The sequence below is a fragment of the Kibdelosporangium phytohabitans genome, assembly GCF_001302585.1.
GTDB classification, from domain to species: Bacteria; Actinomycetota; Actinomycetes; order Mycobacteriales; family Pseudonocardiaceae; genus Kibdelosporangium; species Kibdelosporangium phytohabitans.
This window is the reverse complement of sequence record NZ_CP012752.1, coordinates 6,168,320-6,195,228: the sequence shown is the minus strand read 5'-3', so window position 1 is coordinate 6,195,228 and position 26,909 is coordinate 6,168,320. Positions and strand designations below refer to the sequence as shown.

Here is a 26,909-nt window from a genome sequence, read left to right as displayed (position 1 = left end):
CGCCAGTTTCCTGCCCGAACGCGCGGCACTTGCCTCAAGCTGGGCGTATGTCGGAGTATGCACATCCCGGTACAGGCCGCTGAGGCGCGCGCGAAACGACGCCACCGGATCGCTGGCTCCCATATCACCCCATGATGCCCTGGCCGAACGTTGTCCGCTGTCTGCTACGGACAAAATCGGACGACACGCGTGCCACCATTACGTCGACGGGATGGCATGCACGGCGACGTGCTTGTCAATGCGGCGGGCTCCAGCACGGGGGGTGTGGTGGAGCCCGCGTTCCCGGCGGGAACGCCTGGGCGAATCACGCTTGACGTTTCCCCGCCGTGGGCGCGTGCGACCGGTGATCTAGGCGGTTTTCGCCGACGCGCCGGCGTCCACCGCGGCGCGAAGATCGGTTTCAGCACTTGTGAGTTCTGAAAGGACTGAAGCCGTGAGCCGTTTCACCGGACGAGTCGTCGTGGTCACCGGAGGCGGGTCGGGGATCGGTGCCGCCGTCGCGCACCGGTTCGCCGCCGAAGGCGCCACCGTGGTCGTCGTCGGGCGGACGCGGGAGAAACTGGACAAGACCGCCGCGTCGGCCCCAGCCGGTGCGACCGTCCTGGCCCGCACCGCCGATCTCACCGTGCCGGACGAGGTCGATGCCCTGATCAGTTCCGTCGTCACCGAGTTGGGGCGGCTGGATGTCCTGGTCAACAACGCGGGGGCGCCGTCGCTCGGAACCGTGGAGACCGTCACGCCGGACCAGTGGCGCGCGGCGATGGCGATCAACCTGGACGCCGTCTACCTCACGAGCCGGGCTTCGCTGCGGCACCTGCGCGAAGCCCAGGGCAGCATCGTCAACATCGGGTCGATGGGCGGGCTGGCGGCCGACTACGGCACCGTCGCCTACAACACGGCCAAAGGCGCGCTGGTGAACCTCACCCGTGCGATGGCGGCGGATCACGCCCCCGAGGTCCGGGTGAACGCCGTCCACCCCGGATTCACGCTCGACACCGGCATGACCGCGGGCGTCACGCCCGACATGCCGCTCGTGCGGGCCTACGCGGACCGCATCCCCTTCGGCCGCGTCGCCGAAGCCGACGAGATCGCGGGCGTCGCCACCTTCCTCGCCGGCCCGGACGCCCGCTACGTGACCGGCGCCCAGATTCCGGTGGACGGCGGCATCAGCGCCACGACCGGGCAACCTCGCCTCAGCGACTTCTTCGGCTAAGCCAGCCGGTCCCTGCACACAATCGGTGGTGAGTCGACGGCGCCGTGCACAGGGGTGGTGGTCCTGATGTGGATCACGGCGTCGAACGCCTGCCCAGGTCGATGTCGACGTTCATGCCGTACGCCCCCTGGATCGCGGTCACGGCATCGAGGTCGGTCCTGCGCAGGTGTGCGAACAGCATCGGCGTCCCGACACTGTCGAGCAGCGCGTCGCGGGTGTGCGCGGGCGCCGGGCGGTGATCCCCGTCCGGCAGGAAGAAGCGCTGGGACGGTGCGGCGGTGAGAGCGGTGTCGGGAATCGTGGCAGTGCCACGGGTGCCGCCGATGACGACCATGTCGTCACCGAGTTCGTCGGCGAGCAGTGCGCCGATCGGGCCGCTGCCGTCGACGGACGGACTGCGCCGCACGTGAACGTTGTGGGCGCCCACGAGGATCCGCGCATCCGGGTCGCGGTGCAGCAGCCACAGCAGGTTCTCGGCCATCACCTCGTTGCGCAGGTTACGGCCGGGCGCCGGATACATCCCGTGCTGAAGGAACTCGACGACCGCCACTCCCACCGAGGCACACCACCCGGGCGCCTCCGATGACCTCCCGCAGGGCAGCGGGGTCGGAGTTGCCGGTGACCTGCGGGTCGACGGCGGCGAGCGGGACGGTGACGTCACGGATCGATGAGCCGGGCATACCAACGATCATGCGGGGATTCCGGGACGGCCTGACGTCGTGGCCGCTGGGTTCAACCGGCGACCATGAGCGTGCCGAACGCCACCGCGCCCACCAGTACCGTCGACAACGCGCCGAGAACCAGGCCCCGGCGGCCGGATCGCAGCACCTGACGCAGCCGGACCGTCGTGCCGAGCCCGAACATGGCCGCCGCCAGCAGCACGGTCGTGCCCAGCTTCGCGCCGTCCAGGACGACCGGCGGCAGGATTCCTGTGCTGCGCAGCAGGACCATCACCAGGAAACCGACCACGAACAGCGGCACCACCGGCGGTTTCGGGCCGTCCTGGCGCTGGAAGAACCCGACACCGGCGACGATCGGCGCGAGCAGCACGACCCGGGTCAGCTTCACGACCACCGCGATGCCGACCGCTGCCGCGCCCGCCGGCGACGCGGCGGCGACCACCTGCGCCACCTCGTGCACGCTCAGGCCCGCCCACTTGCCCAGGAACTCGCTGCCCATCCCGCTGCCGATCAGCGGCACCAGCGCGATCGCCGCCGTGCCGTACAACGTCACCAGGGTCACGCTCGCGGCAACGTCCTCTTTGTCCGTACGGGCGACGCTGTCCATCGCGACGATCGCCGACGCGCCGCAGATCGAGAACCCGGTCGCCACCATCAGTCCCAGGCCGCGCGACACCCCGATCCACCGCGCCAGCGCCAGCGTGCCGAAGAACGCGGTGAGCACCGTGACCACGACCGCCACGACGGTCCCGAACCCCAGGCTGGTCACCTCCGACAGGCTCAGCTGCAGCCCGAGCAGCACCACACCGGCCCGCAGGAACCGCCGTGTCACCAGCCGCAGGTCGGCATGGACCGGGATCAGCACACCGAGCAGGACAGCCACGGTCAACGCACTGAGCACCGGCACGAAGTGATTGATCACCAGCGACACCACGGCACCTGTCAACACCACCCACATAGTGAGAATGGTTGCCCTCGGCGCCCGTTTCCGGTACCCCGCGTTTGCACATGTGAGTCATAGCCTGCGGGAATGACTCACGGGTCGGCTACCTTGACCGGCATGGCTGAACCAGGCGTTGACGACCAGGCGTGGAGCACGTGGCGGCGGCCTCGCGCGTCACCCGCCGAGCAGCGTCGCGACGTGTGGATCGCGGGTGTCGTGCTGGCCGGCGCGGTCGTGGCGACGGTGCTGACCAACAGCATGGGCGCGTTCGCCCTGGGCAAGGCCCCCGCGCTGTGGGAGCAGCTCGCCTGGGCAGCCGCGCTCACCGTGCCCCTGGTTGTCCGGCGCCGTTTCCCGCTGGTCGTGCTGATCGTGGTGGGCGCCGTGTTCATCGCGGCACAGGCACGGCGCGTCGGTGACAACGTGATGCCGTCGGTCGCGCTGTTCATCGCGATCTACACCGTCGGCGCGTGGGAGCAGAACCGGACCTGGGCGCGGTGGTCACGGATCGGCGTGATCGTGGCCATGTTCGCCTGGCTCGTGTACAACATGTTCACCGCGATGGGTCGCGGGACGTCGCCGTTCGAGGGCGCGTCCGGCCCGCTCAACCCCATGCTGGCCGCGGTGATCTACGGCATCGCCTACAACCTGATGTACTTCCTGGGCGCCTACTTCTTCGGCCACGTGGCGTGGTTGTCCGCGCGCAGGCGAGCCGAGCTCGTGCAGCGCGCGGAGGAGCTGCGTTTGTCGCAGGAGCAGAACACGCGCGGCGCGATCGTGGCCGAACGCGTCCGCATCGCCCGTGACCTGCACGACGTCGTCGCGCACTACGTGTCGGTCATGGGAGTGCAGGCAGGTGCCGCGCGCCGCGTGTTCACCAAGGACCCCGAGGTCGCCAGTGAGGCGCTGCGCACGGTCGAGCGGACCGCGCGCACGGCCATCAACGAGCTGCGCGGCCTGCTCGGCGTCCTGCGCGCGGAGGACACCGAAGTGCCCCGGACACATCAGGCCTCCCCGGGCCTGGACCAGTTGCCGGAACTGGTGACCGCCGCCCGCAACGCCGGGGTCGACGTGGCCCACGGCGTGTACGGCGAACCCCGGCCGGTCCCGCAAGGTGTGGCGCTGTCGGCGTACCGCGTCGTGCAGGAGGCGTTGACCAACGTCGTGAAACACGCGGGCGCCCGCACCGCTGACGTGCGGGTGCGTTTCCTCGATACCGCATTGGAGGTGGAGGTCACCGACGACGGCAGGGGCGGGGCGCGCGCCGACGCCGTGACAGGATCGAGCGGGTTCGGCCTGCTGGGGATGCGGGAGCGGGTCGCGGTGCACGGCGGTGAGCTGGAAGCGGGGCCACGCCGGGACGGCGGCTACCGCGTCCGGGTCAGCCTGCCGACCGGGTAGCGACGAGGAGGGCAAGTGACGCTGCGGGTGGTGCTCGCCGACGACCACGACCTGGTCCGGGTCGGGTTCCGGGTGATTCTCGGCGCCGAGGACGACATCGAGGTGGCAGGGGAGGCGGGCGACGGCCTCGCCGCGGTGGAGATGATCACCCGGCTGCGGCCGGACGTGGTGCTGATGGACGTGCAGATGCCCGGCATCGACGGGCTCGAGGCGACCCGCCGGGTCGCCGACATGGCCAAGGTCGTCATCCTGACCACGTTCGACCGTGAGGACTACCTGTTCGAGGCGCTGCGCGCGGGCGCAAGCGGGTTCCTGCTCAAGAACGCCTCACCGGAGGACCTCGTCGACGCCGTCCGCGTGGTCGCCCGCGGCGACGCGCTGCTCTCGCCCGAAGTGACCCGCCGCGTGATCGCGAAGTTCAGCGGCGAGCAGCCCGAGGTGCCGCTGGCACGGCCGCCGGAGCTGACCGACCGCGAGTGCGAGGTGCTCATCCACTTGGCGCGCGGCGCGAGCAACGCCGAGATCGCCAAGGAGCTGTTCCTCGGCGAGACGACGGTCAAGACCCACGTCTCCCGCATCCTCACCAAGCTCGGCGTCCGTGACCGTACGCACGCGGTCGTGTACGCGTACGAGAACGGGATCGTCGCACCGGGACGGTCATAGGCCCCGGATGTCCTCCGCGAGGAGGATGGCCGACGGGGTCGCGCGCCGGACGCGCCGGTGATCAACGCTTCCTAGCCTGGTGCGTATGTTGAAGGTGACATCGGTCAGCCGGAGTTTCGGTGACCACCGGGTCCTGGACGGGATCTCGTTCGACGTCCACCCCGGGCGGATGACGGGGTTCCTCGGCGCGAACGGATCCGGCAAGACGACGACGATGCGGATCATCCTGGGGGTGCTCGCCGCGCAGAGCGGGACCGTGACGTGGCACGGCGGGCCGATCACGCAGCAGGTGCGGCAGAGCTTCGGCTACATGCCCGAGGAACGCGGCCTGTACCCGAAGATGAAGGTCGCCGAGCAGATCACGTGGCTCGGCCAGTTGCACGGCCTGCCGGCGGCGAAGGCGCAGGAGAACACCGCGAAGCTGCTCAGCGAGCTCGAGCTGACCGGGCGCGCCGACGACAAGCTGGAGGAGCTCTCGCTGGGCAACCAGCAGCGCGCACAGGTGGCGGCCGCGCTCGTGCACGATCCGGCGTTGCTGATCCTCGACGAGCCGTTCTCGGGCCTGGACCCGATCGCGGTCGAGACCGTGCTGCGGGTCCTGCGTGACCGTGCCGCCGGGGGTGTGCCGGTGCTGTTCTCCAGCCACCAGCTGGCGGTGGTCGAGCGGCTGTGCGACGACCTGGTGATCATCTCCGGTGGGTCGATCACCGCGAGCGGCGGCCGGGAGGAACTGCGTGCCCGGTACGGCTCGACACGGTTCGAGCTGGTCGTGGACACCGACGCGGGCTGGCTGCGCGACCACCCCGGGGTGCGGGTGGTCGAAGTGGACGGACCGCGTGCGGTGTTCGAAGTGGACGGTACGGACACCGACCAGCAGGTGTTGCGGGCGGCGCTGGGCCGGGGCGCGGTGCGTGCTTTCTCGCCGGTCGTGCCGTCGCTGGAAGAGATCTTCAAGGAGGCGATCTGACATGGCGGGCACCGGGTTCTGGCCGGCGACCAAACTGGTCGCCGAACGCGAGATCAAGACCTTCGTGCGGCTGAAGGGGTTCTGGATCACCATCGCCGTGCTGCTGGTGGGCCTGTTCGCCGCGGCGGTGCTACCCGCGCTGATCGGCGGCTCGAACACCAGCGTCGCCGTCGTCGGCGCCGAAGCCCGTCAGCTGCTCACCGGCACGAGCTCCCTTGACGTGCGGGACGTGCCCGACGTCGCGACGGCGGAACGGCTCGTGCGCTCGGAAGAGGTGGACGCGGCCGTGGTGCCCGGGCCGAGGGTGATCGCGCTGGACGACCCGCCGACCGACGTCCTCGCCCAGCTGACCACCGCGCCGCCGGTCGACCTGCTCGCGCCCGCCGCGGTGAGCAAGGGCGTGCGGATACTGGTGATCCAGTTGTTCGCGGTGATCTTCCTGGTGTTCGGGATGGGCGGTTCGGCGATCGCGCAGTCCACGGTGACCGAGAAGCAGACCAGGATCGTGGAGATCCTCGTGGCGACGGTGCCGGTGCGGGCGCTGCTGGCTGGCAAGATCCTCGGCCACTGGTTGTTGACAGTCGGCCAATTGCTGGTCCTGGCCGTGGCCGCACCGATCGCGTTGGCGGTCGGCGGGCATTCGGCGCTGCTGGACATGGTCGCGCCCGCGCTCGGCTGGTACGTGCCGTTCCTGTGCATCGGATTCGTCCTGGTCGCCTCGCTGTGGGCGGTGGCGGGCGCGTTGGTCAGCCGTCAGGAGGACCTCGGCGCCAGCATGGGCCCGGTGATGCTGCTGGTGATGGGCCCGTACTTCGGTGTGGTGTTCGCCTCCGACAACGCGAGTGCGATGACCGTGCTGTCCTACGTGCCGTTCTCCTCGGCCGTCGCGATGCCCGTCCGGCTGTTCACCGGTGAGGCGCAGGCGTGGGAAGCGTTGGTGTCGATGGGGTTGCTGGCCGCAACGGTCGTCGCGATCGTGCTGCTGGCCAGCCGTCTCTACGCGGGCTCGCTGCTGCAGACCGGTGGCAAGGTCGCGCTGAAGAAAGCATGGGCACGCGCGGATTGACCTTGACCCTCACGCAACGTGAGGCCGCAGGGTGGCGCGTGTGAGTGACTACTACGACGCCTTCGAGATGAGCCCGGTGCCCGACGCGGGCCCGGACACGGTTCCGCCGGAGCCGTTCCGCGGCATCTACGCGATGCCCGCGTTCGTGACGATCCCGACGACCGATCTGGCGGCGTCGGTGGAGTTCTGGGTCCGCGGGCTCGGGTTCATCGAGCTGTTCGGCATCCCCGGCTCGGTCGTGCACCTGCGCCGGTGGGCGTTCCAGGACGTGCTCCTGGTCCCGGCGGCGAGGGTTGCGGCGCGGGCACCGGCGATGAGCGTCAGCTTCTCGTGCGTGCTCAGCCAGGTCGATCCCATCGCGGCGGCGTGCCGGGAGTTGCGGCCGGACTCAGTGGACGGTCCGGCGGACACGCCATGGAACACCCGCGACATCACGGTGATCACACCGGAGAACGCGCGGATCGTGATCACCGGGGCGAAGCCGTTCGACCAGACCAGTGCGCAGGCACGCGATTTTGCGGCTGTCGGAATCAACGCGCCAGGCGTCAACCGCGACGACAATGGGCACCGTGCCTGATGCTGCTGGTCTGACAGTCGGTGAGGTTTCGACGCGCCTGGGCGTGACGGTCCGCGCGCTGCACCACTGGGACGACATCGGCCTGGCGCGGCCGTCGCTGCGCACAGCCGCCGGATACCGGCTCTACACCGCTGGTGACGTGGAACGCCTGCACCGCATCGTCGTCTACCGCGAGATCGGTGTCGGGCTGGACAGGATCCGCGAGATCCTCGCGGACTCGACCGTGGACGTGCCTGGCGCGCTGCGTGCGCAGCGCGCCCAGGTCGCCGAGCGGATCGACCGCCTCCAGCAGCTCAGCGCCGGGCTGGACCGGATGGTCGACGCCCACGAGCGCGGCCTGTTGCTGACCGCCGAGCAGCAGGTCACGATCCTCGGCCCGCAATGGAATCCACAGTGGCCCGTGGAAGCCCGTCGGCGCTACGGCGACACGGCACAGTGGCAGCGGTACGCCGAACAATCAGCTTCGCGCAGCCCGGAGGAATGGCAGGCCGTCGCCGACACCGTTGCCGACTTCGAGCGCGCACTCGGGGAGGCGATGGACGCCGGTGTCACGCCCGGCAGCCCCGAGGCCAACCAGCTCGTCGACCGGCACCGGGACGTCTTCGCCTCGTACTTTCCCCTCACCAGGCAGATGCAGGTCTGTCTCGGCCGCATGTTCGAGGCGGACCCGGGATTCGCCGCCCACTACGACGGCATCCGTCCCGGCTTGGCCGCGTGGTTGCGGCGCATCGTCGACGCCGCCGCACGTGTGCACGGCATCGACCCCGACACCGCGACCTGGCAGTAGCTACCGGTTCTGGCTGTCGTAGTGCGCGCGAGCCTGATCGACCTTGCCCAGGTTGGCCGTGGACCAGTCGGCGAGGGAGGCGAACAGCGGCGCGAGACTGCGGCCCAGGTCGCTGATCTCGTACTCGACCCGGGGCGGCACCTCGGCGTGGTAGGTGCGGGTGATCAGACCGTCCCGTTCCAGTTGCCGCAGCCGCTGGGTGAGCACTTTGGCCGTGATCGTGCCGATCCGCCGTTCCAGCTCGACGAACCGCTGGCGGCCGAACTCGTGGAGCGCCCAGAGGATCGGCGTCGTCCAGCGGCTGAACACGATGTCCACGACCGGAGCGATCGGACAGGCCAGTTCAGGATCGACTGTGTTCCGGATCACGGCCGCCACCCCATTACTTTCCTCTAGGTACCTACTGACCTCAGGATAGTAGCGTCCTCGTCGTACCTGAGGGAACGACCGAGGAGACACCGTTGATAGTGGTAACCGGAGCGACCGGGAACGTCGGCACACCGCTCGTGCACGCGCTCGAGGCGGCGGGAGAGCAGGTCACGGCCGTGTCCCGCAACGCTGGTGTGCGTGCGGACCTGACCGACCCCACCAGCCTCAAACCCGCGCTGGACGGAGCCGCGGCGCTGTTCCTGCTGACCTCGGGCGAACTGCACGTGGCAGGCGTCGACATCACCGGTGTGCTCGACGTGGCCAAGGCCAGTGGCGTCCGGCGGATCGTGCTGCTGTCGTCCCAGGGCGTCGGCACCGGCCGCCACCCGTCCGGCATCGAGGACGCCGTGGTCCGGTCCGGTCTGCGGTGGACAGTCCTGCGGGCGGGCGGCTTCAACTCGAACACCTTCGCGTGGGCGGAGCAGATCCGGCACCGGCAAGCAGTCGCCGCGCCCTTCGGCGACGTGGCACTGCCGAGCATCGACCCCGCCGACATCGCCGGCGTGGCCGCCGAAGCACTGCGCTCCGACGGCCACGCCGGAAAGACCTATGTGCTGACCGGCCCGGCGGCCGTCTCGCCCCGCCAGCAGGTGGCCGCGATCAGCGAGGCACTGGACGTGCCGCTGCGGTTCATCGAGCAGACCCGCGCCGAGGCCCTCGCCCACCTGACACAGTTCATGCCCGAACCGGTCGCGCAGGCGACACTCGACATCCTCGGCGACCCGACACCCGCCGAACAGTCAGTGAGCCCCGACGTGGAGCGGGTACTGGGCCGACCCGGACGGACGTTCGCCGACTGGGCCACGCGCAACGCGGCTGCGTTCCGCTGAGTCGGGTGGCCAGCAGACGGTCCGCGGCGCGCGACAGCACGGCGAGAAGACCGTTCAGGGTCTCGGCTTCCTTGTCCTTCCACGTCGTGCGGCTCGCGGCTTGCGCGGCGACCAAGTCGATCACCTCTTTGCCGGTACGCGCCTGGAACGCCCATGCCGCGTCGTGCACCGCGCGTTCGCCGCCGAACGACCGGTACCGGCCCGTCCCAGCGTGAAGCCGAGATCTTTCCCACACAGGTCGTCGGCCGGTGTCCGGGCCGGGCAGGTGTTGTCGTTGTCCACCGCGGCGCCGAGGTCGGCGAGGCCGTTGGCCGGGATGGCGATCCGGTCGGCGTTCTCCCGCAGCCGTGCCAGCGTGGGCCCCTGGCTGGCCGGCGCGGCAGGCAGTTCGCCGTCCAGAGAATGAGACTGCGGTTGCGCTGGGCCAATAGGCTGCGGAGGTGACCAGTACGCCGCTTCCGTTGATCGACTTGTCCCGGTTCCGCGACCCCGGGGCCGACCGGGCCGCGTTCCTCGCCGAACTGCGCCACGCCGCCCACGAGGTCGGGTTCTTCTACGTCGTCGGGCACGGTGTGCCCGGCGCGCTGACCACCGGTATCCACGAGGTCGCCAAGAAGTTCTTCGCACTGCCGCTGGAGCACCGGCTGGCCATCGAGAACATCAACTCGCCCCAGTTCCGCGGCTACACGCGCACCGGCCACGAGTACACCGGCGGCAAACAGGACTGGCGCGAGCAGATCGACATCGGCCCGGAACGCGCCGCGCTGCCCGTGACCGAGGGCGCACCGGCGTGGCAGCGGCTGATCGGGCCCAACCAGTGGCCCGAGGCGCTGCCCGAGCTGCGCGAGACCGTCCTGGCCTGGCAGGACGAGGCACTGCGGGTCAGCCGCGAGGTGCTTCGGGCGCTGGCCGTCGCCCTCGGCCAGGACGAGGGGTACTTCGACGCCTGGTTCGACGAGGAAGCGTCCACGCACGTCAAGATCGTCCGCTATCCCGGCCGGGACGACACCGAACAGGGCGTCGGCGCGCACAAGGACTACGGCTACCTCGCGCTGCTGCAGCAGGACGACATCGGCGGCCTGCAGGTCCAGGCCCAGGACGGCGGCTGGATCGACGCGACGCCGATCCCCGGCAGCTTCGTGTTCAACATCGGCGAGATGCTGGAGATCGCCACCCAGGGCTACCTCACCGCCACGCGCCACCGGGTGATCAGCCCACCCGCGGGCGTCGAACGGTTCTCCATCCCGTTCTTCCTCGGGCCGCGCCTTGACGCGGTCGTCGAGCCGCTCACGCTGCCCGCCGGGCTGGCCGGGCAGGCCCGCGGTGTCAGCGAGGAGAAGGACAACCCGTTGCACGCGCAGTTCGGCGCGAACGCGCTGGTCGGCTGGCTCCGGTCGCACCCGAAGGTGGCCGAGCGCTGGTGGGCGGACGTCACCGCATGACGAACTGGTCGTTCGAAACCCGGCAGATCCACGCCGGGGCCAAGCCCGACCGCGCGACCGGTGCCCGCGCGACGCCCATCTACCAGACCACGTCGTTCGTCTTCGACGACGGCGACCACGCGGCGGCGGCGTTCGCGTTGCAGGACCTGGAAACCCACGCCTACAGCCGGCTGTCCAACCCGACCACCGCGGTCGTGGAGGCACGGCTGGCGGACCTGGAGAACGGGGTCGCCGCGGTCGCGGTCGCCAGCGGACAGGCCGCGTCGGCGCTGGCGATCCTCAACATCGCCCGCGCCGGTGACCATGTCGTGTCCGCGGCGACGCTCTACGGCGGGACGTACAACCTGTTCGCGTACACGTTGCGGGACATGGGAATCGAGGTCGACTTCGTCACCGACCCGGACGACCTGGACCAGTGGCGCGCGGCCCTGCGCCCCACCACGAAGGCGTTCTACGCCGAAACCGTGGGCAACCCGCTGGGCAACGTCCTGGACATCACGGCCGTCGCCGAGGTCGCGCACGCGGCGGGCGTGCCGCTCGTCGTGGACAACACCGTGCCGACGCCGTTCCTGACCCGGCCGATCGACCACGGCGCCGACATCGTCGTGCACTCCACCACGAAGTTCCTGTCCGGGCACGGCACCGGCGTCGGCGGCGTGGTCGTCGACAGTGGACGGTTCGACTTCACCGCCGACCCGGCCCGCTGGCCGCAGCTGACCCAGCCGGACCCCAGCTACGACGGCCTGGTGTTCGGTACGCAGTTCGGCAACCTCGGTTACCTGCTGCGGCTGCGCACCAAACTGGTCCGCGACCTCGGGCCCGCCGTGTCGCCGTTCAACAGTTTCCTGCTGCTGCAAGGCATCGAGACGCTGTCGCTGCGGATGGAGCGGCACGTGGCCAACGCCTCGGCGATCGCACACCACCTGCGGGAGCACGCAGCCGTCGAGCAGGTGCACTACGCGGGCCTGCCGGGCAACCGCTGGCACGAAGCCGCGAAACAGTACCTGCCGCACGGTGCCGGCGCGGTCCTGGCGTTCGAGCTGGCCGGGGGAGTGGCCGCGGGCAGGAAGTTCGTCGACAGCGTCGAGCTGTTCAGCCACCTGGCCAACATCGGCGACGTCCGCAGCCTCGTCATCCACCCCGCGTCCACCACGCACGCCCAGCTCACCCCGGAGCAACAACTCGCCAGCGGCGTGACACCCGGGCTCGTGCGGCTGTCCATAGGATTGGAAGGCGTCGAGGACCTGATCGCCGACCTGAATCGGGGGCTGCATGCCTGAGTTCGCGGGAAGCACCGGCACGATCCACTACCGGACCTGGGTCCCGGACGAGCCGGGTGCGCTGCTGGTGCACTACCACGGCCTGGGCGAGCACGTCGGCCTGTACGAACCGTTCGCCGCGGCCCTCAACGCGGCCGGGATCGCGGTCTGGGCGCACGACCAGCTCGGCCACGGCCGCAGCGACGGTACCCGTGTGCTGATCGACAACGTCGACCACCTGCTCGACGACGCGCAAACCCTGCTGGAGCTGGCGAGAACCGCGCACCCCGGCCTGCCGGTGGTGCTCAGCGGTCACTCGCTGGGCTCGGCGGTGGCGACGTTGCTGACCGCGGAACGCCTGCTGCCCACCCACCACGCGCCGTCCGGTCTGGTGCTGGCCGGGTCGTCGCTGGTGCACGTGCCGGGCGCGGACAGCGCGCTGGTGGAGTTGCTGGCGTCCGGCATCGACCCGATGGACCTGCGCAAGGACCCCGGCGAGATGAGCCGCAACGAGGCCTACGCGCGGCAGATCCGGGAGGACCCGCTCACCTGGCAGGGCGGGATCAGGCTGGAGACGTTGCAGGCGCTGGGAATCGGCGCCGCGCGGCTGTCCGCGGTGATCGAGTCGCAGGTGCTCGACGTGCCGGTGTTGCTGCTGCACGGCGAGAAGGACGACATGGCTCCCGCGGCCGGTGCCCGGGAAGCGGCCCGGCTGCTGCCCGACGCCCGCGTGGTGGTCTTCCCGGACGATCTGCACAACATCCTCAACGAGATCGACCGCGAGGAAGTGTGGAAAACGCTGATCGGCTTCGTCAAAGAGGTAACTGGCGATTAACACGTAAAGTTGTGTGAAAAACGCGGCCGTCTGTAAATGGGACGGCCTGGGATCGTCTCAGGAGCGCACATAACTTCGTAGTGGGTCCACCCGAGGAACCCACAGCGAGGGAGTCAGAAACGTGCGCAAAACCTTAGGCGTAGGCGTTGCCGCCATTGCCGCATTCGCGGCCACAGCCGCCCCGGCCACCGCGGCCGAGGGGAATGTCGTCGGAGCTGGCGCGGACGGCGCGATCCGTGACAGCTACATCGTGGTGCTCAAGCCAGGCGCCACCACGCCGGCCGCCGGCCTTGCAGGGAGGTTCGGCGGCCGGCTCGGCTTCACCTACCAGGCGATCAACGGGTTCTCCGTGCAGGTGAGCGAGCGCCAGGCCAAGCGGCTGGCCGCGGACCCGGCGGTGGCCTACGTCGAGCAGGACCGCGCGGTCCGCGTGACCGCGACCCAGAACAACCCGCCGTCGTGGGGTCTGGACCGCGTCGACCAGCGCAAACTGCCCCTGGACAAGAAGTACACGTACGCCAACACCGCGTCCAACGTGAACGTGTACGTGATCGACACCGGTGTCCGGGCGACGCACAAGGACTTCGGCGGACGCGTCAAGCAGGGCTACGACTTCATCGACAACGACACGAACGCCGACGACGGCTACGGCCACGGCACGCACGTCGCGGGCACGATCGCGGGCTCGCAGTACGGCGTGGCCAAGGGCGCGTCGATCTACCCGGTGCGCGTGCTGGGCAACGACGGCAGCGGCACCACCGCCGGTGTCATCGCGGGCGTCAACTGGATCACCCAGAACGCCAAGAAGCCCGCGGTGGCCAACGCCAGCCTCGGCGGTGGCACGTCGAGCACGCTCGACGACGCCGTACGCAAGTCGGTCGCAGCCGGTGTGACCTGGGTCGTCGCCGCGGGCAACTCCAACACCAACGCGGACTCGTTCTCCCCGGCACGTGTCCGTGAGGCGATCACCGTCGGCGCCACCGACAAGACCGACACCCGCGCCACCTACTCCAACTACGGCGCCGCGCTCGACCTGTTCGCTCCGGGTTCCGGCATCACCTCGGCCTGGAACACCAACGACACCGCCACCTACACCGGCAACGGCACGTCGTTCGCCGCGCCGCACGCGGCCGGCGCGGCGGCGTTGTACCTGTCCACCAACACCGGCGCGACACCCGCGCAGGTTTCCCAATCCCTGGTGGCGAAAGCGACTCCCGGGGTCGTGCAGAACCCGGGAGCCGGGTCGCCGAACCGCCTGCTTCACACCGGCCCGTAAGGGACCACCTGAATGGCCACTGTCAACTGGGCGGTGGCCATTCAGGCCTGCTTGGACCACCATTCCTGGCCCGCGTCCGGCAATGTGCGGATCGGGTCGTAATACGGGTACTGACGGGTGAGCGCGTCCGGGTCGGCGTGTTCGATTCCGGTGCGGTAGTTCTTCGTCCAGTACGAGATTCCGCGGTCCCGGTCGTATTCCTGCAATTGGTGCACCCAGCGCTTGCCGACGTACGGCACGTCGCACACGATCCGCGGTGTGGCGTAGCCGGGCAGGTAGCCCATGATCGCGTGCTGTAGTTCCTGCGCCTCCCAGACCGACACGCGCCAGTGCTCGGCGTTGGGGATCATGTCGCACATGTAGAAGTAGTACGGCAGGATGTTGGCTTCCCCTTGCAGGGCAAAGCAAAGGTCGAGCAGGTCCGCCGATGTCGCGTTGACGCCCCGCATCAGCACGCCCTGGTTGCGCACATCGCGCACACCGACGTCGAGCGCCGTCCGCGCCGCCTCGGCCACCAGCGGAGTCACCGACTGCACGTGGTTGACGTGCGTGTGGATGGCCAGGTTCACGCCACGGCGGTGCGCGGTACGCGCCACCCGCTCCAGGCCTTCGACGACCTTCGGCTGCAGCCAGTGCTGCGGCAGCCCGGCCAGTGCCTTGGTGGCCAGCCGGATGTCGCGCACGGTGTCGATGTCCATCAGCCGCATCAGGAACGACTCCAGCTGGTGCCACGGCACGTTGGCCACGTCACCGCCGGAGACCACGACGTCGCGCACACCCGGGGTCTTCTTCAGGTACGAGATCATCTCGTCCTGCCGGTCCACCGGCTTGAGCGTCAGCTTGTGCTTGTCCACCTGGGATGTCGAGTTGCCGACCAGGTCCATCCGGGTGCAGTGCCCGCAGTACTGCGGGCAGGTCGACAACAGCTCGGCCAGCACCTTCGTGGGATAGCGGTGCGTCAGGCCCTCCACGACCCACATCTCCGCCTCGTGCAGCGAATCCCGTGACGAGTACGGGTGGTTGGGCCACAACGGGTCGCGGTCGCTGCGCACCGGCAGCATGTAGCGGCGGATCGGGTCCGCGTAGAACGCCTCGGTGAACTTCACCGGGTCGGCGCCCGCGTCCGGCGCCATGGTGTTGAGCATCTGCGGCGGCAGCAGCATCGACATGGTCGCCAGGTGTTCCTGGTCGGCCGCCAGGTCCTCGTAGAACCGTTCGTCGAGCAGGTCTCCCAGCAGCGCACGCAGCTGCTTGATGTTGCGCAGGCAGTGCACCCGCTGCCACTGGGCATCGCGCCACTGCGCCTCGGTGACGTCCCGCCAGCCGGGGAAACGCCGCCAGTCCGGTTCGACGAGTTCATGCCGCGTGTAGGAGTACGGCTGCTCGTCGCCGGCCTGGATCGCTGCGGCGACGGTGGGATCCCCACCGACTGTTGCCGTCATATCTCCTCCTCGCTGTCAACGTCGCGTAAAGATATACTGTCAGAGCGACAGTGCAACGTAAAATCTTCGGAGGGTGTGCATGTCGGCGTATGGACTGCATCGGGTGGCCGAACCCGTCGGCGTGCTTCCGCAGCAGGCGCACCGGTTGGACGTGGACGCGGCACCGCGTCCGGACGAGGTAGTCGTCGACGTCGAGTGCCTGAACCTGGACGCCGCGTCCTTCCGGCAGCTGCGTGAGCAACACGGCGGCGGCGACGCGGTCCGAGCCGCTGTGCTGGAGATCGTCGAGAGCCGCGGCAAGATGCACAACCCGGTCACCGGCTCGGGCGGGATGCTGCTCGGCGCCGTCCGCGAGGCAGGCCCCGAATCGCCGCTGGGGCTCAAGCGCGGCGACCGGATCGCCACCCTGGTGTCGCTGACGCTCACGCCGCTGCGCATCACCGACGGCCTCGCCACCTGGGACGGCACGAGCGAGCAGGTCCCGTGCGAAGGCACCGCCATCTTGTTCGGACGGTCCATCGCGGCGGTGCTGCCCGGCGACATGCCCGACCGCCTGGCCCTCTCAGTCATGGACGTGTGCGGCGCGCCCGCGTTGACCGACCGCGTGGTCCGGCGGCACGGCAGCCCATCGGTCCTGGTCATCGGCGGGGGAGGCAAGTCCGGGTCGCTGTCGCTGGCGGCGGCTCGCCGGGCGGGCGCGAGCAGGCTCGTCGCGCTGGTGCCCACCGAGCGGGAAGCCGCGGCCGTGGCGACGGCCGGGCTCGCGGACGAGGTCGTGATCGCGGACGCCCGCGACCCGGTCGCCGTCGCCGAGGGGGTCGGCGACCAGGTGGACGTCACGATCGTCTGCGTCGACGTGCCCGGTTGCGAGCACGGCGCGGTGCTGGCCACCGCCGACGGCGGGACCATCGTGTTCTTCTCGATGGCCACGTCGTTCGCCGCGGCCGCGCTCGGCGCCGAAGGACTCGCCGCGGACGTGGAAATGATCATCGGCAACGGGTACGTGCCTGGTCACGCCGCGTTCGCCCTCGACCTGCTGCGCGCCGAACCCGGGGTCCGCGAGCTGTTCGAAGCACGCGAACGGCAGACTTCCGGGGCATGACGATGTTGTTGCTGGGCGGGCGGATCCACGCCACGGGCGTGCCGGACGCCACCGCGATGGCGGTGCAGGACGGCACGGTGGTGTGGGTCGGCCAGGACGGCCCGGCGAAAGCCCTGTACCCGGACGCCGAGGTGGTCCGGCTCGACGGCGCCTTCGTGGCGCCCGCGTTCGTCGACCCGCACGTGCACGCCACCGCCGCGGGCCTGCTGCTCACGGGCCTGGACCTGACCGGCTGCACGTCGTCGGCGGACCTGCTCGACGCGCTGCGCACAGCGGAGGGGGACACGGTTTGGGGCCACGGCTGGGACGAGACAGCCTGGCCGGAAGGCAGGCCGCCGACACGAGCGGAAATCGACGCGGCAGCGGGCGGGAGGCTCGTCTACTTGTCGCGGATCGACGTGCACTCCGCACTGGTGTCGTCGGCGGCCGTGGGCCACGCGCCGGATGTGGCCGGCGCGCAAGGGTGGGATCCGGTCGGGCCGTTGTCCCGCGACGCCCATCACCGCGTCCGGCGCGTGGCCCTGCGTGCGTTGTCCGACCAGCAGCGCCACGCGGCGACGCGGGCGTTCCTGCGGCACGCCGCCGCCCGCGGCGTGGCCAGCGTGCACGAATGCGCGGGCCCGGAGATCTCCGGCGAACAGGACCTCGCCGACGTGCTGGCCATGGGCCGCGCCGACGACATGCCCGATGTCGTGGGCTACTGGGGCGAGATCGGCGCGTTCGGCCTCGCCCGTGAACTGGGCCTGCGTGGTCTGGCCGGTGACCTGTTCGTCGACGGCGCCATCGGCTCACGCACCGCCGCGCTGCACGAACCGTATGCGGACGCCGCCACGACCGGGCATCGCTACCTGGACGCGGGCGACATCGCCGAGCACCTGGTCGAGTGCACGATCGCCGAGGTGCAGGCGGGATTCCACGTGATCGGCGACGCGGCCGTGTCGGCGGTGACCGACGGGTTCGCCAAAGCGGCGCAGACCGTCGGCCGCGACGCGCTCGCGGCGGCCCGGCACCGCCTCGAACACGTCGAGATGGTCACCGCCGAGCAGGCCGAGCGGCTCGCGTCGTGGGGCGTGATCGCCTCGATGCAGCCGATGTTCGACGCCGCCTGGGGCGGCCAGGACGGGATGTACGTGCGGCGGCTGGGGGAGCGGGGCACCTCGCTGAACCCGTTCTCGATGCTGGCGCGCAGCGGCGTGGTCCTGGCTTTCGGGTCGGACGCGCCGGTGACGCCGGTGGACCCGTGGCGCTCGGTGCAGGCGGCTGTTCACCACAAGACACCCGGCTCCGGCGTGTCCGCTCGCGCCGCGTTCACCGCGCACACGCGCGGCGGCTGGCGCGCGGCGGGCGTGGACGACGGCGTGACCGGCATGCTCGTGCCCGGCGCCCCGGCCACGTACGCCGTGTGGGAGACCGGCGATCTCGTGGTCGCGGGCAGCGACAGCCGGGTCAAGCGCTGGTCCACCGATCCACGCTCGGGCGTACCCGGGCTGCCCGCGCTCGATCCGGGCGTCGAGCTGCCGACATGCGTGCGGACGGTACTCAGGGGAAACACGATCTTCGAAAAGAGGTAGCCGGATGGCTGAACTGCTGAACCTCGACCCCAGTGTCGTGGCCAAGGCTCGGCAGCTCGCGGCACGCGCGGGCGAACCGGTGATCGCGCTGGCCAAAGCGCACACGACGGTCGCGGTCGAACGCGCGACACTGCGCCTCGCGGGCATCACCGGCGCGGACACCGCGCACCGCGCCGGGGACGTGCCGTGGGTGAACCGGGTCGTCGACACCATCCGCGACCACTGCGGCCTGGAACACGGCTCGGTGCTGCCCGCGTTCCACGCGTTGCGGGAACACGGGTTCGCGTCGCTGACCGACCTGGCCGAGGCGACCGCGGCCGGGCAGGTGCGGTACGCCGTCCCCACCGGCCGTGACGCCGAACGCGCCTACAAGCTGGCCCGTACCGCGGTCGGCAAAGGCCTCAGGACCGTCGACCGCAACCGGGCCCAGCGCGACAAGCTGATCGGCCGCTTCGGCGATCCCGCGCAACGGCCGTGGATCTACCTGATCGTCGCCACCGGCGACATCGACGAGGACGTGATCCAGGCCGGCAACGCCGCACGCGCGGGCGCCGACATCATCGCCGTGATCCGCTCGACCGGACAGTCCCTTTTGGACTACGTGCCGGAAGGCGCGACACACCACGGGTTCGCGGGCACGTACGCGACCCAGGAGAACTTCCGGATCATGCGCGCCGCGCTGGACGACGTGTCCAAAGAGGTCGGTCGATACATCCGGCTGACCAACTACGCCTCCGGGCTGTGCATGCCGGAGATCGCCGTGCTCGGCGGGCTGCAGCGGCTGGACATGATGCTCAACGACTCGATGTACGGCATCCTGTTCCGCGACATCAACCCGATCCGCACGTTCGTCGACCAGCGCTTCTCCCGCCAGGTGCACGCCCGCGCCGGGATCATCATCAACACCGGCGAGGACAACTACCTCACCACGGCCGACGCGGTCGACGCGGCGCACACGGTCACCGTGTCCCAGCTGCTCAACGAGCACTTCGCCCACGAGGCCGGGCTGCCGGACCCGTTGCTGGGCCTCGGCCACGCCTTCGAGATCAACCCGGACATCCCCGACTCGTTCCGGATGGAGCTCGCGCACGCGTTGCTGGCGCGGGAGCTGTTCCCGGACGCGCCGCTGAAGTGGATGCCGCCGACCAAGCACATGACCGGCGACGTGTTCAACGGGCACCTGCTCGACGGGTTCTTCAACCTCGCCGGTGTCCTCACCGGACAGTCGATCCTGCTCGTCGGGATGATGACCGAGGCCGTGGTCACCCCGTTCCTGTCCGACCGCGACCTGGCGCTGGCCAACGTGCGGTACGTGCTCAACGCCGCGGGCAGCCTGCGTGAGGACTTCCGGCCCGCACCGGACGGCTTCATCGTCAAACGCGCCCACCAGGTCCTCGGCGAAGCCGTCGACCTGCTCGAGCGGATCGTCGGCGACGGGCTGCTCAACGCCATCGCCGACGGCACGTTCGGGCTGATGAAACGCCCGCCGGCCGGCGGCAAGGGCGCCGACGGCGTGATCGAGAAGACCACCGGCTACCGCAACCCGGCCGCCGACCTGCTGGAGGAGGGTCCCCATGAGTGACAAGCAGAAGCGCCACGTCCGGCCCTACGGCGACACCACCGGCGACGGCATGATCCAGACGTCGTTCACCCTGCCCGTGCCGCACGGCCCGCGCGCCGACGGAGCCGCGTTGCAGCTTGCCGGCAAGATGGGCATGGACCCGGCCATGGTCGTGCACTCCAAGCCGATCGGCCCGGACTTCACGTTCTTCGTGGTCTACGGCTCGGTCAAGCACATCGTGGACCTCGAGGAGGTCCGCGTGGTGGAACGGGAATACCCGATGCTGTCCCCGACGGAGGTGAACTCGACGGTCAAGCGGAACCTGCGCCGCAAGATGGTCGTGGTCGGCGGCTGCATCGGCACGGACGCCCACACGGTCGGGATCGACGCGATCCTGAACATCAAGGGCTTCGCGGGGGAGAAGGGCCTGGAGTACTACCGCGAGCTGCGCGTGGTGAACCTCGGCGCCCAGGTCTCCGTGCCGGACCTGGTCAAACGGTCGCGCACGGAGAAGGCCGACGCGGTACTGGTGTCCCAGGTGGTCACGCAACGGGATGCGCATATCCTCAACACGCAGGAGATGTCGGCGGCGTTCCGCGAGGCGATGGGGGACAGGCGGCCGTTGCTGATCGCGGGCGGACCGCGTTTCGATCCGTTGATGGCGGGGGAACTGGGCGTGGATCGCGTCTTCGGTCGTGGAACGACTCCCGGTGAAGTGGCGAGCTTTTTGGTGCACGCGTTGCGGCAGAAGACAGGAGCGGGAGTTTGAGCGGAGCGCTGGTCGAGGGTTTCACGGTCACCCAGCGGCGGTATGTGCCGTATTCGCACGCGCACTACGGCGGCAATCTCGTCGACGGCGCGTACGGCCTGGGCATGTTCGGCGACGTGGCCACGGAGATGATGATCTGGACCGACGGTGACGAAGGCCTGTTCGCGGGCTACTCGGCCGTCGAGTTCCTCGCTCCGATCCAGGCCGGGGACGTGGTCGAGGCGACCGGCACGATCGTGCGGATCGGCAACCGGTCACGGGAGATCGCGTTCGAGGCGCGGGTGGTGTGCCGGGCCAACGCCGACCGCGGGCCGTCGGCGGCGGACGTGCTCGACCCGCCGATCCCGGTGACCCGCGCCCACGGCACGGTCGTGGTGCCGCAGACCGTGGTCTGAGCATGCTGACTCTGCAGTACAGCTATTTCGCGCTGAGAAGCGAGGTGCTTTCGGCGCGGGTCATCGCGGACCGGCTGCGACTGGAGCCGGACGAGGTCCTGGTGCTGGGCAGCAGGCGCCCCGAGCACCGGATCCCGCGATACCACTCGTGGAAGCTCGTGCGCCGCGGCCACGAGAGCGTGGACGAGCAGATCCAGCACATCGTCGACCGGCTGGCGCCGGTGCGCGACAACCTCATCGCGGTGGCCACCGACCCGGAGGTCGTCCCGGTGATGCAGGTGGTGCGTTACTTCCACCACGAGGACGGGGTCGAGAAGCCACGGGACGCGTCCGCACCGGGCGATCCGCGGCCGTTGGGCTGGAACCTGTCGGCGGAGGTCCTCGGTTTCCTCGCCGCGACCGGTGCTTCGCTGGACGTCGACGAATACGACCTCGGCGACGAGTGACAGCGGTGTCCGATACCCGCCAGCGATCCGGCGGGTATCGGGTCAGGCTGAGGACATGCGATCTGTGTCCTCAGCCGACTGGTCAGCGCTCACCGACGAGGTGAACACCTACGGGTGCGCGCTGACACCCCGGATCCTGACCGCCGCGCAGTGCGAGTCGGTCGCGGCGCTGTACGACGACGCCGCGAAGTTCCGGTCCACAATAGACATGGAGCGCTACCGGTTCGGTGCCGGGCAGTACCGGTACTTCACGTCCCCGGCCCCGAAACTGGTCGCGCGGCTGCGGGAGGCGTTCTACCCGCACCTGCTGCCGATCGCCCGCGACTGGGCCGCGAAACTCGGCCAGCCCGCGCCGTGGCCGGACGAGCTGGCCGAGTGGCTGGACATGTGCCACCGGGCAGGGCAGACCAAACCGACGCCGATCCTGTTGCGCTACGGGAAAGGCGACTGGAACGCGCTGCACCGCGACCTGTACGGCGACCTGGTTTTCCCGCTGCAGGTGGTGATCGGCTTGAACGTGCCGAACGAGGATCACACCGGCGGCGAGTTCATGCTCGTCGAGCAGCGGCCACGCGCCCAATCCCGTGGCATGGCGACACTTCTCCCGCAGGGCCACGGTTTGGTGTTCACCACCAGGGACCGTCCGGTCCGCTCGGCCCGTGGCTGGTCGGCCTCACCGGTCCGGCACGGCGTGAGCGTGGTGCGCTCCGGCATCCGGCACACCCTCGGCCTGGTCTTCCACGACGCCGCCTGACGCTCCCCGCGTCGTCGGCGGGAAGCGGCCCGCGGTGGCCGGCGCGCAGGCCGTCGAGGCAGATGTGCAGCAGCCTGTTCCACATCTGCGGACGGCACTCGTCGGTGATCTGGACGGCGTGGCCGAGCGAAACCAGGAGGAGCAGCAGGTCGTCGGTGGTCACGCCGGGGCGCGGCACGCCGGTGGCGCCGGCGCGGGTGCGCAGGTGCTCGATCACGACGCGGAGCTGCCGGATGCCGCCCAGGCCGGGGTGAAGTTCTCGATCATCGCGCGGTGGCGTGCGCGACGTGCCGGGAGACGGCCTCGTGTTGCCGGACCACGGTAGGCGCCTTACGGTCCGCCTGTGCGGATCAAGACCGACCAGCTGACCACGTGGACCTGGGTGCCGAACCTGGTGCTGCGGCTGACCGTCGGCTTCATGTTCTTCAGCGGGGCGATCGGCAAACTCGGCGACACCGGCAGGTTCGCCGCCACGCTGACCGAATCGGGAATCCCGTTGCCGCACCTGACCGCGGCTGTGCTGGCGGTCGTCGAACTGGTCGCGGGCCTGGCGCTGATGCTGGGCCTGTTCGCCCGGATCGCCGCGCTGGTCCTCGCGGTGACCATGGCGGGCGCGTTGATCAGCACGATCGCACCGCCGCTGTGGGACAAGTACCCGGACCTGTGGAACTTCCTGAGCAACTTCTTCTACTCGCCGGAATGGCTGCTGCTGGGCATCCTCGCCTGGCTGGCCTGTGCCGGCGCCGAAGGCAGGGGAGTCGTGCCGCAGCGGGGATCGGCGCGCTAGCGGTTCACGCGGCTCCGTCGAGCACTTCGCCGCCGTCCGTGCGGCGCTCGACAAGGCCGCGGCGGTCGAGCCTTTGCGGCAGGCTCGACACGCTCGCGGCGCCCGTGCGATGTCGAGCTCTACTTTTCAGCGGTCATGGTTGTACAGGTGTCGCCCCAGGGCGGAGCCACTGCGGCACGGGACGGCTGGCCGGGCCCCACGTGGCGTTGCCGTCGGCGTCCGAGCGCCAGTACCAGCAGGCGTGGTTGCCGGTGGCCGGGTGCCCTTCGAGGTTGTCCTCCCATGCCTCGCCGCGGCCGTTGGGCGTCATGTCCAGCAGGCCGAAGCTCGAACTGATGGGTTCGTTGCCACGGCCGGTGGTGGAGTACGTGAGGAACGTGCGGTCGCCGTCCCGCAGGAAACAGGCGGTGTAACCCATGTCGCCGCCGACCGGCTCCGCCACGCCACGCACCGAGTACCAGGGCTGGGTGTAGCCCATGAACTCGACGAAGGCAGCGACCTCGGCCCACTCGCCGGTGGTCACGATGGCGAACGAGACACCGCGGGCGTTGAGGTAGACGGCGTCTTTCAGCTGCCAGGCCACGGTGGTGCAGCCCTCGCACTGCCCGTTGTGCGGCGCGCCGTCGTGCCACATGTGCTTGTAGATCATCAGCTCGTCGCGGCCCTGGAACAGGTCGAGGAACGGGACGGGGCCGTCGGGCCCGACGACTTCGGCGGTCCCGTCGAACTCCAGCATCGGCAGCCGGCGGCGGGCCGCGGCGATGGCGTCACCCTCGCGGGTGTGGGCCTTCTCGCGGACCAGGAGCTCGTCGCGGGCCGCCTGCCAGGTGGCCAGGTCGACAATGGGCGGGCGGCCGGGCAGCGCGCTCGTCATGGGTGTCCTCCGTGGTGTCGTGCCGGACAACGTCTTACGACGTCTACACCAGAACAGACAGGGCACCCGGCCCGAATTCATCGCCGAGGGGTCATCACGGGCGCAGACGACGTTCAGTGAGCAGGGTGACGGCGCCGGTGGCCTCGGCGAGGTGGTGGATCTGGTCGAGGAACGCGGGTGCGCCGGGGCCGAGGCTCGCCCGCAGCTGCCGGTTGACTTCCGCGCGGGCGCGGCGGCTGGCGTAGATCGCCTCCCAGCCCCGGGAAGTGAGCTCGACCAGCCTCCTGCGTTGGTCGCCCGAGGACGCGGTACGGGTGACGTAACCCTTGCGCTCCATCTCGATGACGGTCTTGGACACGCCCTGCGCGGTGATGCCCAGTTTGTCCGCCAGCTCGCCGATTGACACAGGGCCATGCTGCAGATGCTGGACGAGGAATCCGTCCGAAGGGCGCAAGTCCCCGAAGCCCGCTTGGGCGATCGTGGCCGTCACCTGCGCCTGGGTGGTCGCGGACAGGGCGGCGAAGAGCAGCACCATGTCCTCGGCGATCGGCTCGGGAGCGGTCACTCGCTCAGCCTCTGATATGAAACCATGGTTGAGCAACTTGGGTTGAACATCCACGGAGGTGCCGTGGTGGTTGCCGGAAAATCAGCCACCCTCGACTCTGTGGCCGATGATCTCGCCGAGGTCGTCCACCGGATCGTCTGGAGCACGGTCTCGACGACCGACCGGCTCGGCCGCCCGCGAACCCGGATCACGCACCCGGTCTGGGAGATCCGGGCTTCGCCGCGTGGCACCTGCGGCCGTACCGGATTCAAATCATCCGCGGCGCCAATGTGGACTGCTTTCAGTACTACGGACATACTGAATTCTAAAGTGACGTAAATACGCTGCAAGCCACGACGGCAGTGTCGCCCGCCTGGCCCTGGATTGTGGCAATGCTTGTCCATACTCTGCTTTGTATGAACAGTCCGCATGCGACTGGTCATTGGAAACCGCTGGTGGCAGCACGTGCGTTGCCGGCGGACCTAGCCGATCACGTTTCACCACGGCGCCCCGCAGGTGTGGTCGGGGCGTTGCTCAACCGCGTGCTCGTCCACGCGACCCCGGCGCAGGCGGTGGCGCTCCAGCCGTACGTCAGCGCGGAGCATGGTGGTTTCGTCCTCACCGGGGCGCAGGGCCGATTTCACCCTGACTGCCCGGTGCTGGTCGATCCCGCGGCCTACGAGAGGCACGTGGCGACGCCCGACGCTCCTTTTCTGCTGCCGACCGGCGGGCTGTTGTCGATCGGCCTGCCGGAGATGCTCGACGACCAGCTGGCAGCCGGTGCGACCGCGGCGATCACGCCGACCAAGTTCATCGCGGCGGGGGACATCGGGTCGTTGACGGCGGCGGCCCGTCAGGTCGCCCGGCTGGACCGCCAGGACGTGCTCTTCCTGGTGCCGCTGGACATCTCACTGCTGGGCAGGGCGCATTTCGACGAGGTCACGGCGATCCTCGCCGACGCCGGCCACCCGGTCGCGCTGGTGCTGGGCAGACGGTTCGGGTCGCTCGCGCAGACAGCGGATCGCGTGGTCCCGTATATCCGCAACCTCCGGGTGCTCGCGGCCGCGATCGACCTCATGCCGCTGCGCACCGATTTCACCGCGTTCGACCTGGTCGCCCACGGCGCGTTCGCCGGGGCTCCGCGCAGCGGCGGCGCGGTGCGGCATACCGGGGATTCGGCGCCGGACGTGCTGGTCCCGGGATTCATGGCGTGGTGGAGGGGCAGTGACCTGGCAGACCTGTTCGGCGCACGGCAGAACCTCGCGCCACGGTGCCCCTGCGTGGTGTGCGACGAGCAGCGCCTGACCCGTCTGATCCGCGCACACCACGCGGAGGAAGCCATGTGCCACGCGGTCGCGACGTGGAGCGCGTACGCAGGCGACCTGCTGGGGCAGCCGACGATGCGGGCACGCGCGGAGTACTGGCGCAGGATGTGCGGCAACGCGATCGGCTACCACAGCGAGCTCACCCATCACTTGAGACGGGTCCGGCCACTCGTGCCCCGGAAGTCGATTCAGACGTGGGCGACGCTCTCGCCGTGGACGTGAAAGCCGTACACCCGCTCGCAGAACCGCCACCACGCGGCCGTCGGCTGCCAGTCAGGCAACGGCTCGGGCTCCAGTACGATCGCCGGAGCTGACGGAGGCCCCACCGCCACACCGATGCCGTACCAGGACGCCTCGGCGAGCGCCTCATCGCTGTTGCCCGGCAGTTCGTCGACCACGAACATCCGGGGGAGATAGGACGCGAACTCCGAGGCGTCGGCCAACCCGTCACGCCAGCCCGACGCGTACACAACGGCCAGCACCGGAGTGACCACAGGCATGAGGAGCCGGGTCACCGCCGATCCCGCAACCCGCACAACGCCACCAGGCGCCTTACGCAGCACACGCAGATTCGGCGTATCCACCGAGGAGATGGGCACGGGCGTGCCGACAGGCAGGTCCATCAGCACGTCGAGCAGCGCCAACGAGTTCACGTGCCCGAGCCCGATGGCCTGCCGCCGCACGTGTTCGCCCTCGTGGGTCGTGTGGACGATGGTCGCGTCGGTGTTGAAGATCCGCACGCTCGTGGACTCCGTGCCGCCGGGGGAGAAGCGGGTACGAGGGGCGGTGTGCACGGCGCGATCCTTCCCTAGCGAGCCTCGGCCGCCCCGAGCCGGGGTGGCCGGACTAGGTAGTATCGAACACCCGTGCGACTACGTGTGCAACCACATGCTGGGGTGCGTCGCTGTTCGCCGAGCTCGCCGTCACGCGGCAAGGGTGAGTCCGGATACTGCTGGTGCAGGCGCAGAGCG

30 protein-coding genes are annotated in these 26,909 nt (G+C 69.8%); 23 read left to right on the top strand and 7 right to left on the bottom strand.

The window, feature by feature from the left end; translation table 11 throughout:
* The first annotated feature begins 433 nt into the window (after nucleotides 1-433).
* The gene (gene budC / locus AOZ06_RS28080; protein WP_054292138.1) at nucleotides 434-1,213 is read left to right on the top strand and encodes a meso-2,3-butanediol dehydrogenase; all 780 of its coding nucleotides are present in this window, start codon (nucleotides 434-436) and stop codon (nucleotides 1,211-1,213) included.
* 73 nt (nucleotides 1,214-1,286) lie between these two features.
* Here budC and AOZ06_RS28075 read toward each other — a convergent pair whose 3' ends face one another.
* The gene (locus tag AOZ06_RS28075) at nucleotides 1,287-1,769 is read right to left on the bottom strand and encodes an erythromycin esterase family protein (protein WP_157233289.1); all 483 of its coding nucleotides are present in this window, start codon (nucleotides 1,767-1,769) and stop codon (nucleotides 1,287-1,289) included.
* Between the two features lie 176 nt (nucleotides 1,770-1,945).
* Entirely contained in the window at nucleotides 1,946-2,851 is a 906-nt protein-coding gene (locus tag AOZ06_RS28070; protein ID WP_054292136.1) for a YeiH family protein, read from the bottom strand.
* A gap of 102 nt (nucleotides 2,852-2,953) precedes the next feature.
* On the opposite strand from AOZ06_RS28070, the gene AOZ06_RS28065 reads away from it, so the two are divergent.
* The 6 genes from AOZ06_RS28065 (at nucleotide 2,954) to AOZ06_RS28040 (ending at nucleotide 8,297) form a co-directional block, all read left to right on the top strand.
* Nucleotides 2,954-4,237: a sensor histidine kinase gene (locus AOZ06_RS28065; protein WP_054292135.1), complete on the top strand. Its 1,284-nt coding sequence runs from the start codon at nucleotides 2,954-2,956 to the stop codon at nucleotides 4,235-4,237.
* A gap of 15 nt (nucleotides 4,238-4,252) precedes the next feature.
* A complete protein-coding gene (locus AOZ06_RS28060) occupies nucleotides 4,253-4,900 on the top strand; it encodes a response regulator (RefSeq protein WP_054292134.1) in 648 nt (215 codons plus the stop codon).
* 85 nt (nucleotides 4,901-4,985) lie between these two features.
* Nucleotides 4,986-5,867, top strand: coding sequence for an ABC transporter ATP-binding protein (locus tag AOZ06_RS28055; protein ID WP_054292133.1), 882 nt, complete (start codon nucleotides 4,986-4,988; stop codon nucleotides 5,865-5,867).
* Nucleotide 5,868: 1 nt separating this feature from the next.
* On the top strand, nucleotides 5,869-6,933 hold the full coding sequence (locus AOZ06_RS28050; protein ID WP_054292132.1) for an ABC transporter permease: 1,065 nt from the start codon (nucleotides 5,869-5,871) through the stop codon (nucleotides 6,931-6,933).
* 40 nt (nucleotides 6,934-6,973) lie between these two features.
* Complete coding sequence (locus AOZ06_RS28045) at nucleotides 6,974-7,510, top strand: VOC family protein (RefSeq protein ID WP_054296981.1); 537 nt, start codon at nucleotides 6,974-6,976, stop codon at nucleotides 7,508-7,510.
* Nucleotides 7,503-8,297 (top strand): MerR family transcriptional regulator, encoded by a 795-nt coding sequence (locus AOZ06_RS28040; protein WP_236951762.1) that lies wholly within the window; start codon nucleotides 7,503-7,505, stop codon nucleotides 8,295-8,297. The genes AOZ06_RS28045 and AOZ06_RS28040 overlap by 8 nt, the downstream gene beginning before the upstream one ends.
* Here the strand turns inward: AOZ06_RS28040 and AOZ06_RS28035 are convergent, their stop codons facing one another.
* Nucleotides 8,298-8,666 carry a winged helix-turn-helix transcriptional regulator gene (locus tag AOZ06_RS28035; RefSeq protein ID WP_054296980.1) on the bottom strand — a complete coding sequence of 123 codons (369 nt, stop codon included), beginning with the start codon at nucleotides 8,664-8,666 and terminating at the stop codon, nucleotides 8,298-8,300. It abuts the gene before it with no gap.
* Between the two features lie 92 nt (nucleotides 8,667-8,758).
* Here AOZ06_RS28035 and AOZ06_RS28030 point away from each other — a divergent pair, with 92 nt between their 5' ends.
* The 6 genes from AOZ06_RS28030 to AOZ06_RS28010 all read left to right on the top strand — a co-directional run bounded on the left by AOZ06_RS28030 (nucleotide 8,759) and on the right by AOZ06_RS28010 (nucleotide 14,368).
* Complete coding sequence (locus AOZ06_RS28030; protein WP_054292130.1) at nucleotides 8,759-9,556, top strand: NAD(P)H-binding protein; 798 nt, start codon at nucleotides 8,759-8,761, stop codon at nucleotides 9,554-9,556.
* A 211-nt stretch (nucleotides 9,557-9,767) separates the two neighbouring features.
* On the top strand, nucleotides 9,768-9,962 hold the full coding sequence (locus AOZ06_RS56845) for a hypothetical protein (protein WP_157233288.1): 195 nt from the start codon (nucleotides 9,768-9,770) through the stop codon (nucleotides 9,960-9,962).
* Nucleotides 9,963-9,996: 34 nt separating this feature from the next.
* Complete coding sequence (locus tag AOZ06_RS28025; protein ID WP_054292129.1) at nucleotides 9,997-10,998, top strand: isopenicillin N synthase family dioxygenase; 1,002 nt, start codon at nucleotides 9,997-9,999, stop codon at nucleotides 10,996-10,998.
* Nucleotides 10,995-12,278 (top strand): bifunctional o-acetylhomoserine/o-acetylserine sulfhydrylase, encoded by a 1,284-nt coding sequence (locus AOZ06_RS28020; protein WP_054292128.1) that lies wholly within the window; start codon nucleotides 10,995-10,997, stop codon nucleotides 12,276-12,278. Before AOZ06_RS28025 ends, AOZ06_RS28020 begins: the two co-directional genes overlap by 4 nt.
* Nucleotides 12,271-13,092: an alpha/beta fold hydrolase gene (locus AOZ06_RS28015; RefSeq protein ID WP_054292127.1), complete on the top strand. Its 822-nt coding sequence runs from the start codon at nucleotides 12,271-12,273 to the stop codon at nucleotides 13,090-13,092. Before AOZ06_RS28020 ends, AOZ06_RS28015 begins: the two co-directional genes overlap by 8 nt.
* Nucleotides 13,093-13,213: 121 nt before the next feature.
* A complete protein-coding gene (locus AOZ06_RS28010; protein WP_169798990.1) occupies nucleotides 13,214-14,368 on the top strand; it encodes a S8 family peptidase in 1,155 nt (384 codons plus the stop codon).
* A 41-nt stretch (nucleotides 14,369-14,409) separates the two neighbouring features.
* Here the strand turns inward: AOZ06_RS28010 and AOZ06_RS28005 are convergent, their stop codons facing one another.
* Nucleotides 14,410-15,810: a KamA family radical SAM protein gene (locus AOZ06_RS28005; RefSeq protein WP_054292126.1), complete on the bottom strand. Its 1,401-nt coding sequence runs from the start codon at nucleotides 15,808-15,810 to the stop codon at nucleotides 14,410-14,412.
* 79 nt (nucleotides 15,811-15,889) lie between these two features.
* On the opposite strand from AOZ06_RS28005, the gene kdd reads away from it, so the two are divergent.
* Genes kdd through AOZ06_RS27960 form a run of 9 tightly spaced genes read left to right on the top strand, consistent with a single transcriptional unit; the run spans nucleotide 15,890 to nucleotide 23,195 of the window.
* Nucleotides 15,890-16,912, top strand: coding sequence for an L-erythro-3,5-diaminohexanoate dehydrogenase (kdd, locus tag AOZ06_RS28000; RefSeq protein WP_054292125.1), 1,023 nt, complete (start codon nucleotides 15,890-15,892; stop codon nucleotides 16,910-16,912).
* Entirely contained in the window at nucleotides 16,909-18,483 is a 1,575-nt protein-coding gene (locus AOZ06_RS27995; RefSeq protein WP_054292124.1) for an amidohydrolase, read from the top strand. The genes kdd and AOZ06_RS27995 overlap by 4 nt, the downstream gene beginning before the upstream one ends.
* 4 nt (nucleotides 18,484-18,487) lie before the next feature.
* Nucleotides 18,488-20,065, top strand: coding sequence for a lysine 5,6-aminomutase subunit alpha (kamD, locus tag AOZ06_RS27990; protein WP_054292123.1), 1,578 nt, complete (start codon nucleotides 18,488-18,490; stop codon nucleotides 20,063-20,065).
* Nucleotides 20,058-20,813: a lysine 5,6-aminomutase subunit beta gene (gene kamE / locus AOZ06_RS27985; protein WP_054292122.1), complete on the top strand. Its 756-nt coding sequence runs from the start codon at nucleotides 20,058-20,060 to the stop codon at nucleotides 20,811-20,813. Before kamD ends, kamE begins: the two co-directional genes overlap by 8 nt.
* Nucleotides 20,810-21,208 (top strand): 3-aminobutyryl-CoA ammonia lyase, encoded by a 399-nt coding sequence (gene kal, locus AOZ06_RS27980; protein ID WP_054292121.1) that lies wholly within the window; start codon nucleotides 20,810-20,812, stop codon nucleotides 21,206-21,208. The genes kamE and kal overlap by 4 nt, the downstream gene beginning before the upstream one ends.
* Nucleotides 21,209-21,210: 2 nt before the next feature.
* The gene (locus tag AOZ06_RS27975; protein WP_054292120.1) at nucleotides 21,211-21,654 is read left to right on the top strand and encodes a DUF4279 domain-containing protein; all 444 of its coding nucleotides are present in this window, start codon (nucleotides 21,211-21,213) and stop codon (nucleotides 21,652-21,654) included.
* A 55-nt stretch (nucleotides 21,655-21,709) separates the two neighbouring features.
* Nucleotides 21,710-22,408, top strand: coding sequence for a 2OG-Fe(II) oxygenase (locus AOZ06_RS27970; protein WP_054292119.1), 699 nt, complete (start codon nucleotides 21,710-21,712; stop codon nucleotides 22,406-22,408).
* Between the two features lie 34 nt (nucleotides 22,409-22,442).
* Nucleotides 22,443-22,733 carry a hypothetical protein gene (locus tag AOZ06_RS56840; RefSeq protein WP_054292118.1) on the top strand — a complete coding sequence of 97 codons (291 nt, stop codon included), beginning with the start codon at nucleotides 22,443-22,445 and terminating at the stop codon, nucleotides 22,731-22,733.
* An 18-nt stretch (nucleotides 22,734-22,751) separates the two neighbouring features.
* The gene (locus tag AOZ06_RS27960; protein ID WP_054292117.1) at nucleotides 22,752-23,195 is read left to right on the top strand and encodes a DoxX family protein; all 444 of its coding nucleotides are present in this window, start codon (nucleotides 22,752-22,754) and stop codon (nucleotides 23,193-23,195) included.
* A 133-nt stretch (nucleotides 23,196-23,328) separates the two neighbouring features.
* Here AOZ06_RS27960 and AOZ06_RS27955 read toward each other — a convergent pair whose 3' ends face one another.
* Together AOZ06_RS27955 and AOZ06_RS27950 are read right to left on the bottom strand one after the other, a co-directional pair.
* A complete protein-coding gene (locus AOZ06_RS27955; protein ID WP_054292116.1) occupies nucleotides 23,329-24,069 on the bottom strand; it encodes a DUF899 family protein in 741 nt (246 codons plus the stop codon).
* Between the two features lie 94 nt (nucleotides 24,070-24,163).
* On the bottom strand, nucleotides 24,164-24,634 hold the full coding sequence (locus AOZ06_RS27950; protein ID WP_218921788.1) for a MarR family winged helix-turn-helix transcriptional regulator: 471 nt from the start codon (nucleotides 24,632-24,634) through the stop codon (nucleotides 24,164-24,166).
* Between the two features lie 395 nt (nucleotides 24,635-25,029).
* On the opposite strand from AOZ06_RS27950, the gene AOZ06_RS27945 reads away from it, so the two are divergent.
* Nucleotides 25,030-26,160, top strand: coding sequence for a hypothetical protein (locus AOZ06_RS27945; protein ID WP_157233287.1), 1,131 nt, complete (start codon nucleotides 25,030-25,032; stop codon nucleotides 26,158-26,160).
* Here AOZ06_RS27945 and AOZ06_RS27940 read toward each other — a convergent pair.
* Nucleotides 26,127-26,732, bottom strand: a complete 606-nt coding sequence (locus AOZ06_RS27940; protein WP_157233286.1) for a hypothetical protein — start codon at nucleotides 26,730-26,732, stop codon at nucleotides 26,127-26,129. The two genes, AOZ06_RS27945 and AOZ06_RS27940, sit on opposite strands and share 34 nt — an antisense overlap.
* Nucleotides 26,733-26,909: the final 177 nt, after the last annotated feature.